Source organism: Polaromonas sp. (assembly GCF_039930745.1).
GTDB lineage: Bacteria > Pseudomonadota > Gammaproteobacteria > Burkholderiales > Burkholderiaceae_C > Polaromonas.
Genome location: NZ_JBDTTH010000001.1, coordinates 201,245 through 212,108 on the forward strand (window position 1 = coordinate 201,245; position 10,864 = coordinate 212,108).

Annotated in this window: 13 protein-coding genes and 1 pseudogene; 12 read left to right on the forward strand and 2 right to left on the reverse strand. The window is 62.4% G+C overall.

Annotated elements, in window-relative coordinates; genetic code table 11:
• From ABI660_RS01040 to ABI660_RS01055, 4 genes are all read left to right on the forward strand, one after another.
• Complete coding sequence (locus tag ABI660_RS01040; protein ID WP_348064053.1) at positions 1-792, forward strand: N-acetylmuramoyl-L-alanine amidase; 792 nt, start codon at positions 1-3, stop codon at positions 790-792.
• Between the two features lie 169 nt (positions 793-961).
• Positions 962-2,605 (forward strand): hypothetical protein, encoded by a 1,644-nt coding sequence (locus ABI660_RS01045; protein WP_348064055.1) that lies wholly within the window; start codon positions 962-964, stop codon positions 2,603-2,605.
• Positions 2,602-3,255 (forward strand): hypothetical protein, encoded by a 654-nt coding sequence (locus tag ABI660_RS01050; RefSeq protein WP_348064057.1) that lies wholly within the window; start codon positions 2,602-2,604, stop codon positions 3,253-3,255. Before ABI660_RS01045 ends, ABI660_RS01050 begins: the two co-directional genes overlap by 4 nt.
• A gap of 21 nt (positions 3,256-3,276) precedes the next feature.
• The gene (locus ABI660_RS01055; RefSeq protein ID WP_348064059.1) at positions 3,277-3,624 is read left to right on the forward strand and encodes a hypothetical protein; all 348 of its coding nucleotides are present in this window, start codon (positions 3,277-3,279) and stop codon (positions 3,622-3,624) included.
• A gap of 48 nt (positions 3,625-3,672) precedes the next feature.
• On the opposite strand, the gene ABI660_RS01060 is transcribed toward ABI660_RS01055, so the two are convergent.
• Positions 3,673-4,860, reverse strand: coding sequence for a PLP-dependent aminotransferase family protein (locus ABI660_RS01060; protein WP_348064097.1), 1,188 nt, complete (start codon positions 4,858-4,860; stop codon positions 3,673-3,675).
• A gap of 123 nt (positions 4,861-4,983) precedes the next feature.
• On the opposite strand from ABI660_RS01060, the gene ABI660_RS01065 reads away from it, so the two are divergent.
• From ABI660_RS01065 to ABI660_RS01100, 8 genes are all read left to right on the forward strand, one after another.
• On the forward strand, positions 4,984-5,613 hold the full coding sequence (locus tag ABI660_RS01065) for a TetR/AcrR family transcriptional regulator (protein ID WP_348064061.1): 630 nt from the start codon (positions 4,984-4,986) through the stop codon (positions 5,611-5,613).
• A 30-nt stretch (positions 5,614-5,643) separates the two neighbouring features.
• Positions 5,644-6,171, forward strand: coding sequence for an SRPBCC family protein (locus ABI660_RS01070; RefSeq protein WP_348064063.1), 528 nt, complete (start codon positions 5,644-5,646; stop codon positions 6,169-6,171).
• Entirely contained in the window at positions 6,161-6,589 is a 429-nt protein-coding gene (locus tag ABI660_RS01075; RefSeq protein ID WP_348064065.1) for a PaaI family thioesterase, read from the forward strand. Before ABI660_RS01070 ends, ABI660_RS01075 begins: the two co-directional genes overlap by 11 nt.
• Before the next feature lie 4 nt (positions 6,590-6,593).
• A complete protein-coding gene (locus tag ABI660_RS01080; protein ID WP_348064067.1) occupies positions 6,594-7,016 on the forward strand; it encodes a hypothetical protein in 423 nt (140 codons plus the stop codon).
• 9 nt (positions 7,017-7,025) lie between these two features.
• The gene (locus ABI660_RS01085) at positions 7,026-7,760 is read left to right on the forward strand and encodes a dienelactone hydrolase family protein (RefSeq protein ID WP_348064069.1); all 735 of its coding nucleotides are present in this window, start codon (positions 7,026-7,028) and stop codon (positions 7,758-7,760) included.
• Between the two features lie 217 nt (positions 7,761-7,977).
• Positions 7,978-8,268 carry a helix-turn-helix domain-containing protein gene (locus ABI660_RS01090; RefSeq protein WP_348064071.1) on the forward strand — a complete coding sequence of 97 codons (291 nt, stop codon included), beginning with the start codon at positions 7,978-7,980 and terminating at the stop codon, positions 8,266-8,268.
• Between the two features lie 2 nt (positions 8,269-8,270).
• On the forward strand, positions 8,271-9,602 hold the full coding sequence (locus ABI660_RS01095) for a type II toxin-antitoxin system HipA family toxin (RefSeq protein ID WP_348064073.1): 1,332 nt from the start codon (positions 8,271-8,273) through the stop codon (positions 9,600-9,602).
• Entirely contained in the window at positions 9,599-10,561 is a 963-nt protein-coding gene (locus tag ABI660_RS01100) for an AraC family transcriptional regulator (RefSeq protein ID WP_348064075.1), read from the forward strand. Before ABI660_RS01095 ends, ABI660_RS01100 begins: the two co-directional genes overlap by 4 nt.
• 77 nt (positions 10,562-10,638) lie before the next feature.
• On the opposite strand, the pseudogene ABI660_RS01105 reads toward ABI660_RS01100, so the two are convergent.
• Positions 10,639-10,864: pseudogene (locus ABI660_RS01105) on the reverse strand (methyl-accepting chemotaxis protein); the annotation flags it as partial.

A 10,864-nucleotide genomic window follows, 5' to 3' on the forward strand; every position in this document is an offset into this window, starting at 1 on the left:
ATGGCCTACAAACTCACATGGCTTGCCGACACATTGCTGAATGCCGGGCTCAAGGTTGCCGAGGTTCCGGGCTGGCAAAACCGCGGCCGCGCGGAAATGGGCGATGTGCTGGGCATTCTTTGCCACCACACGGCTGGCCCCAGGGATGGAAACATGCCTTCACTGAGGACATTGATTGAAGGCCGAAGCGATCTGCAAGGCCCCTTGTCGCAACTGGGGCTGGGCCGCGACGGTACCTATTACGTGATTGCCGCGGGCCGCTGCAACCATGCGGGCTCCGGCTCGTGGCAGGGCCTGAAAGACGGCAACTCCAACTTCATCGGCATCGAGGCCGAGAACACCGGGCTGGGTGCGGACCATTGGCCGGATGTGCAGATGGATGCCTACCGCAGGGGTGCGGCAGCCATTCTCAAGCACATCGGGAGGCCGGCAACGATGTGCGCGGGTCACAAGGAATATGCCTTGCCTCCGGGTCGCAAGACAGATCCGCCTTTTGACATGGATGTGTTCCGCTCGGAGGTTTCCCCCATCCTCGCCGGCACCGTGACGCAGCCTCCACTGATTCCAGCGTGGACACCTGCAACGCAGGTGGGGGGTATTAAAAACCCCACTTTACGCCGCAATACCACAGGAGAGTTTGTCGCCCTGCTCCAGCAAAAGCTGCAGACCGATGTCGACGGATACTTCGGCCCGTACACGGAGGCCGCCGTGCGCGCTTTCCAGAAATCCCGGGCCTTGGTGCCGGATGGCATTGTCGGCCCCAAGACCTGGGCCTTGCTGGACCACGGCTGAGTTCGCGCGGAGATGGCGGGCAGCCGGGCAGCCTGCTTTCGGTACCTGTCGGCGAGCTTGCCGATGAACCGTAAGAGAAAACGGACAAGAAAAATAAAAAGAGCAGGACAAAATTCACCGCTCCGGCCAATGAAACCACCGGCCCGGCACAAAGAACAAGGAGGATGAAATGGGAACGCAAAAACTCACGCAAACAGGGCCTGCGAATAGCTTGTACGCCATGCCGGCCTGGCCCCTGGTGTCGCTGGCACTAATGGCCTTGGCCGGCTGCCAGGGCATGTATCTTCACCAACCCGACCGGGCCGCAACGGCAACGACCGCTAAAAAGAACATTGACCTGGTCGACGTGCAGGCCATCACCAAGACCGAGAACGACAACCTCGCAGCGATGCTGAAACAGGAGGTCAAAGGTATTGAGACCCTGGCCAACCAGTCGGCCAGCCTCTCGGTGATCCAGATGAGTTCAAGCGAGCAAAGCATTGCGCGCCACTATCAGGTGGCTATCGAAAAAATGAAGGCCGCACGCGGTGAAGGCAGCATGCTGGAGCTGAAGACGGCAGGTCAATGTCCCGCTCTCAAAAAAACCGATGCGGAGACAGCTGAAAGAGAAAGGCAGCGGATGGCTGTTTATGGCTTTACGACAACAGAAGCTTGCAGTACCAGCATGCCGCTCACCATCATGGCACCAGCAGACCTTTCCGCGACGGACAAGGCCTCTCTTACCGCCATCTACACGGCCTACCTGGGCCACTGTGCAGGTTCCCTGCGGGCTTGCGTTCGCAATGACGCTCAAGAGGACCTGGAGCAAGCAAAGACGGAAGCTGCAACCCGTGCCAAGACCGCCAAGAAACTCGAGGGTGACATCAAGCTCGCACGTTCGGCCTACGCGGCGGCGGCCAAAGCCAATGCCGACAAAACAAAGAACGCCGCCGCTACCGAGGCAGACCTCAATGAAAAAGCCAAGAAACTGGCGAACCTGCTATCTTCCCTTGAAAAGGCGTCGCCCGAATCTGCCCACCGCATCCACGCTGAAGCACTGCTTGACCTGCTGAACAGCGCAGCCAGCGGCCAGCCGGTTGCCGGCAACCCGGACCTGGAGACCGCGTCAAAAATTGCGGCCACCCTGCCCTCGTTGGCGGATTCTGTGGAGGCTGCCAGGGCCGCGTCCAGACAGGTGCCGGTTTCCCACCTGCTGTTGTCGCTAAACAACCTGCTGGTGCTGGGTGAGCGTGATGACCGCCTGGCCGACCTTGAAAAAGAAAGGCTGGGCGCACTGCAGCGCAAAGTCGACAACAGCGTTCAGCAAGACCGCCTGTGGCGCCGCTACAGCGACCAGCTGTGCAACCTTGTGTTGGCAGCCAGCAACCAGCCCCATCCCAACCACTCCTGCGACACCATTGCATTTGAGGGCCCTGACAACGACCCGGTATGCGTGGTAACGGTGGAAGGCAAAGCCGCTCAGCGTATCAAGCCATGCGTGCTGGGCAAGTCCTGGCGCACGCTTTTTAAGGGCGGGCTGAAAGACGGCCAGGCTGGCGCGCGACGCGCGCTGTATGAAGCTGCGGCCGCTTACCTACAGGTTCGCCTGATCGCCCAAAGGCCTGTGATCGATGACTTCAACATCCTGGACGTGCAGTACCGCAAGGCTGTCATTGAAAAGGAAGCCAACCTGCAGCAATGGAAGAACGTGGTGGCCATACCGGCTGGCGAGTTGGAGGGTTACTACAGCGGCGGTGTCAAGCCTGCTGAAATTGCAGACCTGCTGGTCAAGGCGGCCGGGTTCACGGCGGTGGCCATAGGAGTGTCCAAATGAAGTCATCCTGCATCCGGAGATCTCTCACGGCGCTCACGCTGTCTGGCCTGCTGGCACTGGCAGCCTGCCAAACGCCACCAGCGGTGTATGAACTCGCCGAAAAAAGCGGCAGCAATGCCGGCGTGCTGCAAGGCCACCTTGCTGCAGTGGCAGCGCAGAGCAAGACGATTGCCAGTGCGCGCGCTGACCTGATTGTTTCGCTCGAAGCCCACAATGCGAGGCTTGCGGCCACGCTGGCACGCGAGGTCTACATGCAGCAGCATGCGCGGCCCGCCACAGAATGGGCCGAGATCAAGGCCCTGTCGGGCGAGCTGACGGCGCTACGCGACGACCTGGTGCTGATCGAGGCGAAATCCACCATCCTGGAAGCAGACCGCCGCAAGGAGTTGCTGGCCACGCAAACGGCGCTGAACACCTACAAGGCGGCACTCAGGGACACGGCGAGCGCGCTAGGCTCGCTCGCTGAAAAGGAAAGTGCATCGGAGCGGGCCAAGTTCCTGGCTGCATTTGCACGCGAGGTGAGGTCCGACTTCAAAGCTTCTCTGGAAAGCAATGACGCCACCGCCCAGTCCGCCAGTGATCTGCAGGCTGCCATCAAGGCCCAATTGAAGGCAACTGACCCGACCAATCCGTCGGATCCCAAAAACTAGCCCACTTGCCGAGGAACCATCATGCCCGTCAACTACGCAAAACTGCGACTGATTACTGCGTTGCAAGCGGTGGAACAAACCATTGCCTTGCTGGATCTTGCCCTGGACGACAACCCATCGCCGGACTTGGCGCTGGAGTTGGAGGACAAGAAGAACGATCTGGAACTGCTCAGGTCCAAACTGCAAGCCCAGCTGGACCAGATGAACAACGGCGCGATCGTCGTCCCCGCACCAAACCCAGGCGCCCTTGCCCACCTGAACGACTTGCTGGCCCAAGTTAATCAGGCCACACTCAATGGTTCCACTGCACAGGCCAAGCTGGCACTTGCGGGGAAAATTTTCAGTGCCGGGTTAACTGTACTGAGGTAGGCCGGCCGAAACAAACCCAGGCGATGGGCGTAATAAAGCGTTGCGGCTTTACAGCGCCTTGCCCAGCCGCGCCACACCCTCTTCAATCTTCCCCACATCCGCCGTAGCAAAGCTCAGCCTGAAGGTAGATACGTCCGGCTTGCTGGCGTAAAACGGCGCCCCCGGCACAAACGCCACGCCCTGCTCAATCGCCTTCTTGGCAAACTCGCCAGCATCTTTCGTCTTGCCACCTGCGCCCTTGAGCCGGGCCCAGAAGAACAGACCGCCTTGCGGCTGCGTGAACTCCACCGCGTGACCCAGCTCGCGCTTGAGTGCGGCGCCCATGGCCAGGGCGCGCTCGCCGTACACCTTGCGCACATTGGCCAGGGTGGCGGGCATGCGGCCGGCCTTGAGGTATTGCGCGGCGGTGGCCTGGGCAAAAGTGCTGGTGTGGGCGTCGCTGAACTGTTTGCACATGGTGGCCTTGGCCAGCAGTTCGGCGGGGGCGATCATCCAGCCGACGCGCAGGCCGGGGCTCAGCACCTTGCTGAGGCTGCCACAGTGGGCAATGAGTTCGCTGCTTCCCGGAACATCCTTCGACAGGCTCAGGATGCTGGGAGGGGGTGCTGCGGTGAAGTAGAGGTCGCCATACGGGTCGTCCTCGACGACCAGGGTGTTGTACTTCACGGCGAGCTCCAGCACCTTTTTGCGGCGTTCCAGGCTCAACAAGGCGCCGCTGGGGTTGCCGAAGGTGGGAATCAGGTAGACGAACTTTGGTTTGTGCTCGGCCATCAGCTTTTCCAGCTCGTCGGTTTTGACGCCGTTGGCGTCGATGGGCGCGCTGATGAGTTCTGCGCCGTAGAGGCGGAAGCACTGGATGGTGGCCAAAAAGGTCGGACCTTCGACGATCACCTTGTCGCCGGGGCCAATCATGGTTTTGCCCAGCAAATCGAGCGCCTGCTGGCTGCCGGTGGTGACGATCAGGCCGTCGGGCTCAACACTCACGCCCTTGCTGCCCATGAAGGCGGCGAGCTGTTCGCGCAGCGGGTTGTAGCCTTCGGTGGCGCCGTACTGCAGCGCGGCGCCGGGCTCTTCGGTCAGTGCCTGGTTGACGGCTTCCTGGATGCCTGCCACGTCAAACATGGCGCTGTCAGGAAAGCCGCCAGCAAAGCTGATGATGCCGGGCTTGCCCAGCAGCTTGAACAGTTCACGGATGGCGGAGGTTTCTACGTTGTTGAGGCGGTCGGCAAATGGCAAAGGCATGGTGATCTCTCTTTCTGCTGTGCATTGTCGCCAATTTGCATGGCTGGCCGGCGGCGGGTCGTTCACCGGCACTGATCTGGGCTTGACAGAGTAATGATCTAGAGTAATACTCCAGTCATGACCACCCCGCCCAACACTGCTCCAGCGACCGCTTCCACCCGCGAGCGGCTGCTCGAGGCCGCCGCCACCGTGTTTCTGGCGCAAGGCTTCACGGCGGCGTCCATGGACATGGTGCGCCTGGAGGCGGGGGTCAGCAACGGGAGCCTGTACCACCACTTCCCGACCAAGGTGCAACTGGCCGACGCGCTGTACGCCCACATCCTGCGGGACTTTCATGCAGCCCTGCTGCCGCCCATCAGCGGCCGGGCCAGCACGCAGACGGCGGAAAAAGGCGTCAAGGGATTGATACGCACCTACATCCAGTGGGTGTTGCAGAACCCGCAGAGCGCGCGCCTGCTGCACGAATTGCGACGCAGCGGCGATACCTCTGGCGGGGCGGGCGAAGGCGCGGGCAAGGCAGAAACCGACACCGCCAATGCCAACGCGTTTGCCGCGCTGACCGCGTGGATTGCGCAGCGCGTGGAAGCGGGCGACATGCGGGCCATGCCTTTTCATGTGTGGATGGCGCTGGTTTTTTCGCCGGCGGTGTCGCTCACGCAGCGGTGGATCAGCCAGCCCCAGCCCACGGTCGCGCCCAAGGTGCGGGCGGCGCTGGAGCACGCGGCCTGGATGGCTGTGGCCGCCTGAGCCTTTTTTCTTCTTCAAGGAGTTCCTCCCATGAAAGTCGTGAACGTTCATCAACGTCTGATACATGCCAGCCCTGAGCGGGTCGGTGCGCTGATCGACACGCTGGCCTCGCCCGCCGATGCGCTGTGGCCCGGGCGCGCCTGGCCGCGCATAAAGTTCGACCGCCCGCTGGGCGTAGGCGCCAGCGGCGGGCATGGACCCATCCGCTACGTGGTCGAGGCCTACCAGCCCGGCCAGTCGATCCGCTTCCGTTTCACCGCCCCCACAGGTTTTGACGGCTGGCACGGCTTCGAGGTGCTGGAGGCCACCCCGGTGCACTGCGTGCTGGAGCACCGCATCGAGATGAATACGCGCGGCCCGGCCCTGCTGAGCTGGCCGCTGGTTGTGCGCCATCTGCATGACGCCTGTGTGGAAGACGCGCTGTCGCAAGCCCAGGCGTCGCTGGGCAATGAACCCAAGCCGGTGCCTTGGCCGGCGCGGACGCGCCTGCTGCACTGGCTGGCGGCCGGTGGCCGGCGCCTGGCCCCGCCTTTCCCCAAGAGGCAACATGCAGGCTGATCTGGGAACCCCTGCCGATCTGCTCAGCTTTGGCCGCGATGCGATAAGCCGCCAGCCGTTCAGCGCCATGCTCAATGCCAGGCTGGACGCTTTCACACCCGGGCTGGCCGAGCTTTCTGTGCCGGTCGTGCCGGGGCTGCTGCAGCAGCACGGCTTTGTGCACGGCGGTGTGTTGTCTTACCTGGCGGATAACGCGCTCACGTTCGCGGGCGGCTCGGTGCTGGGCGACGCGGTGACGTCAGAGTTCAAGATCAATTACCTGCGCCCGGCCAAAGATGCCGAGCGCCTGCTGGCGGTGGCCACCGTGGTGGGCAGCGGCAAGACACAGGCCGTGTGCCGCTGCGACATCTTTGTACTGCGCGGTGAGGAGCGCACCCTGTGCGCCGCCGCGCAAGGCACGATCCGCAAGGCAGGCTAAAGCCATGGCCCTGAACCTGCCGTCCGTCCTCATCGCGCTCAGCGCAGCCACCCTGCTGTCGCTAGGGCTCGCGCATCTGCTTTTTACCTTCCACGGCAACAAGTTCGACCCGTGCGACCCCGGGCTCAAGGCCGGAATGATGGCGATCTCGCCCGTGATCAGCCAGCAGACAACAATGTGGCGGGCCTGGATCGGTTTTAACTACAGCCATTCCTTCGGGGCCATTCTGTTCGGTCTGGTGTATGGTTATCTTTCGCTGTGGCACGGCGCCTTTCTGTTCGACTCGTGGTTTCTGCTGGGACTTGGCCTGCTCCTGCTGCTGGCCTGTGTGGTGGTGGGCAAGGTCTACTGGTTCGGCACACCGTTTCGGGGCATCGTGCTAGCCGCGGTACTCTACGGCCTGGGCCTGGTTCTCCACTTTATTTAGCGCTTATCCATGATCGAACAGCACATAGACATCCCCGGCGCCGACGGCGCGATGAACAGTTTTGTGGTTTACCCTGAAGAAGGCGGGCCGCACCCGGTGGTGATTTTTTACATGGACGCACCGGGCAAGCGCGAAGAGCTGCACGACATGGCGCGTCGCATTGCGGCAGTGGGTTATTACGTGGTTCTGCCCAATCTGTACTACCGGCGCTCGCGCGACTTCTGGCTGACCGAGCGCACAGAGCCGCTGATGGCCGTGATGTTTGAGCACATGAATTCTCTGACCAATGCCATGGTGGTGCAGGACACCGAGGCCTTGCTGCGCTTTGTGGATGCGCAGCCGCAGGCCGATGCCAGCCGCGTGGGCGCAGTGGGCTACTGCATGAGCGGCCCGTTTGTGATGGCGGCCGCAGCTGCCCTGCCCAAGCGCATCAGCAGCATTGCCAGCATTCACGGGGCCAACCTGGTGACCGACCGGAACGACTCGCCGCACCTGATGGCGCCCATGATCCGCTGCGAAAGCTATTTCGCCTGCGCCGAGACCGACCGCTGGGCACCGGCAGAGCTTGTGCACACGCTGCAGCAGGCGCTGGTGGCTGGTGGCACGCCGCACCGCATTGAGTGGTACCCGGGCACCGAGCACGGCTTTGTCTTTCCCAAACGCGAAGGCATTTACCACCAGGCGGCTGCCGAAAGGCACTGGGAGCGGCTGTTTGATCTTTTCAGGCGCACGCTGCAAGGCTGAGCGCCACGGCGCCCGCCCTTGGGCGGGTTGCCACCCGCAAGACTGAACGCAACGCACTGACTTTTGCCGGTGGCTCGGTACTGGATTGCGGATCAAGCCCGCAATGACAACCGTTCAGGTCCGGGCCATGACTTTTACTAAATCGTCTTTAAACGATATATTGACAGTATCGTCTTTGTACAATAAAGTGTAAATATCCCCTAAAGGTGGTATTTGCATGAACAAGCTCCAAACCTTCCCCATCCAGACATCAGCCCAGCTGTCGGTACATCTGAAATCACTCCGCAAGGTACGCGGCATGACGCAAACTGCGCTGGGTGAACGCATTGGCGTCAAGCAGGTGCGTATCGCCGACATCGAGAAGAATCCGGGTGCCGTCAGCCTGGACCAGTTGCTGCAGGTCTTGCATGCGCTGGACACGCGGCTGCTGCTTGCAGACACCCAGCGCTACGCCGATGCAGCCCCCTCACCCGCCGCCAAGGCTGGCGAACCACCGGCGGACTGGTAAGCATGGCATTTGCTGACCTGGACATATGGATGAACGGCCAGCGTGTGGGCGTCTGGTTCTGGACGCGTACCGGAACACCCGGCCTGCGGTATGACGACGTCTGGCTGCAATCGCCCCATGCACGGCCGCTCTCGGTCTCGCTTCCCTTGCCTGCGGGCGGAGGCGATGTGATGGGCGCCAAGGTAGAACACTACTTCGACAATCTGCTGCCTGACAGCCAACACATCAGGGACCGGCTGCGGCGCCGCTTTGGCAGCCCTTCAACCCGCGCCGCCGACCTGTTGGCGGCCATTGGGCGTGACTGTGTAGGCGCTGTTCAGTTGATGCCCGCCGGTGAGACGCCTCCACCGCATGACCGCATTGACAGCACGCCCCTGACCGAGCACCAGGTAGAAGCCCTGTTGCGTGACGTGACCAATGACGACGTGGCGGAGCCTTTCCTGCCGGACGCTTTTCGCATCTCTATCGCCGGTGCACAGGAAAAAACTGCGCTCTTGCGCGTCCGCCAGCACTGGCATTTGCCGGAAGGTGCAACTCCCACCACGCATATTTTCAAACTGCCGCTCGGGCTGGTGGGCAACATTCGCGCGGACATGTCGGACTCGGTAGAGAACGAATGGCTTTGCGCCACGTTGCTGGCCACCATGGGTTTTACAGTAGCGCCAACTGAAATGGGACAGTTCGGCAAGCAGAAGGTGCTGATTGTTGAGCGCTTTGACAGGCGTTGGGCCGAAGGCAATCGCTGGATAGCCCGCCTTCCTCAGGAAGATTTCTGCCAGGCCAGCGGGCAACCAGGCGAGCTGAAGTACGAGAGCAATGGCGGCCCGGGCTTACGTGCCAGCCTGGCACTGCTTGCTGCTGGAAACAACCCGCGGGAAGACGGCTTGCGCTTTGCCATGGCCCAGCTCGCCTTCTGGCTCATGGCCGCCACCGACGGCCACGCGAAGAATTTCTCTATCTTTCTGGAACGCGGTGGCGGCTACCGCATGACGCCGCTGTATGACGTGCTGTCAGTCTGGCCCATCATGGGCACGGGGCCGAATCAGCTGCACCCGCGCCGCGCCAAGCTGGCCATGGCCATTCGCTCAAACTTGGGCAGCAAAAACACGCACCACCACCTGCACGAGATCCGCACCCGCCACTGGCAGTTGCTGGCGCAGCAAAGCGGCGTGCCCGATGCGTTTGACCACATGGTGGCGCTGGTGCTGCAGGTACCCGACGCGCTGGACCGCGTGGCGGCCGAGCTGCCGGATGGTTTTCCGCAGCGGGTGTTCAAACCGATTCGGGCCGGCATGCTGGCCCAGGCTGAAGCGTTCATGGCGGAGCTGCCGTGAATCCGTCCGACCACAGGCGTGCCTACGTTGCCCGCATCAACCGTGTGGTGGACCACATCAGCACGCACCTGGACGGCACGCTGGACCTGCAGACACTTGCCGGCGTGGCACATTTTTCGCCCTGGCACTTCCACCGCCTGTTTCAGGCGATGACGGGCGAGACACTGGCCGACTGCGTGCGCCGGCTGCGGCTGGAAGCAGCAGCACAGCGCCTGCTGGCTTCACCGCCCCAGGCTGCGCTGGCGGTGGCTCTGGAGGTGGGCTTTGCGTCAGCCGAAGTGTTCACACGGGCCTTTGGCGCGCACTTCGGCATGACACCTACCGCGTGGCGGCGCGGTGGCTGGCGCAGTTGGTCGGCCAGCCAGCGCGAACAACTGAGCAAGATTCATCAAGAGGTGCGCAAGGCGAATCAAGCCGCCGACCCGGGGTTTCCGCAAGATGGTGACAGCTGGCCATTGGGTCAGCCCATCACTGAAAAAGGAATGCTTATGCAAGTCGAACTCAAGACCCTGCCCGCCCTTCGCCTGGCCTATATGCGCCATACCGGGCCCTATGGCCACCCCGATATTGGGGCCACCTGGCAACGCCTTTGGGCATGGCTCGGGCAGCACGGGCTGAACCCGGAACGGATTTACGGCATCGTCCAGGATGACCCGGAAGTCACCCCCGCCGACAAATGCCGCTATGACTGCTGCTTTGAGGTGGATGCCGCCTTCCAGCCGCAGGGCGAAATCGGCGTGCAGACTTTTGCCGGCGGACGTTATGCCTGCGCACCCTTCACTGGCACGGGTGCAACCATTCACGCCGCATGGATGCGCCTGCTCGGCGAGTGGCTGCCGCAAAGCGGCTACCAGGCCGATGACAAACCCTCACTGGAGCTGCACGAAGGTGATTTTGTGGTGGACGAAAAAACAGGCGCTTTCCGCTGCCTGTTGTGCATACCGGTGCGGCCGCTGTAGGCCGCTGTAGCCGGAAGGCTGCGCGGGAGAGGCCGGGCCGCTCACGGCACCCAGCCTCTCTTCGCCTGCTCAAGCCTTTAAAACTCTTTCCACTCACCACCCGCCGCAACCAGCTGGGGCTGTGCCGATGGGGCTGACCTGCGCGGCGCTGCAATCGCCTGCCTGGCCTTGGGTGGCTGTGCGTGCTGCCGGGCCGGTGCCGTGCGCTGGGGCGGTGCCACGTAATGCACCGCCTGGCTGTTGTCCAGCCGGAACACACTGACCACCTGGGACAGCCCGCTGGCCTGCTCCTGCAAGGAAGAC

Excerpts from the sequence above, each read along its gene's own strand:
- ABI660_RS01040 (WP_348064053.1), top strand. The coding sequence starts at position 1 with ATGGCCTACAAACTCACATGGCTTGCCGACACATTGCTGAATGCCGGG.
- ABI660_RS01045 (WP_348064055.1), top strand. The coding sequence starts at position 962 with ATGGGAACGCAAAAACTCACGCAAACAGGGCCTGCGAATAGCTTGTAC.
- ABI660_RS01050 (WP_348064057.1), top strand. The coding sequence starts at position 2,602 with ATGAAGTCATCCTGCATCCGGAGATCTCTCACGGCGCTCACGCTGTCT.
- ABI660_RS01055 (WP_348064059.1), top strand. The coding sequence starts at position 3,277 with ATGCCCGTCAACTACGCAAAACTGCGACTGATTACTGCGTTGCAAGCG.
- ABI660_RS01065 (WP_348064061.1), top strand. The coding sequence starts at position 4,984 with ATGACCACCCCGCCCAACACTGCTCCAGCGACCGCTTCCACCCGCGAG.
- ABI660_RS01070 (WP_348064063.1), top strand. The coding sequence starts at position 5,644 with ATGAAAGTCGTGAACGTTCATCAACGTCTGATACATGCCAGCCCTGAG.
- ABI660_RS01075 (WP_348064065.1), top strand. The coding sequence starts at position 6,161 with ATGCAGGCTGATCTGGGAACCCCTGCCGATCTGCTCAGCTTTGGCCGC.
- ABI660_RS01080 (WP_348064067.1), top strand. The coding sequence starts at position 6,594 with ATGGCCCTGAACCTGCCGTCCGTCCTCATCGCGCTCAGCGCAGCCACC.
- ABI660_RS01085 (WP_348064069.1), top strand. The coding sequence starts at position 7,026 with ATGATCGAACAGCACATAGACATCCCCGGCGCCGACGGCGCGATGAAC.
- ABI660_RS01090 (WP_348064071.1), top strand. The coding sequence starts at position 7,978 with ATGAACAAGCTCCAAACCTTCCCCATCCAGACATCAGCCCAGCTGTCG.
- ABI660_RS01095 (WP_348064073.1), top strand. The coding sequence starts at position 8,271 with ATGGCATTTGCTGACCTGGACATATGGATGAACGGCCAGCGTGTGGGC.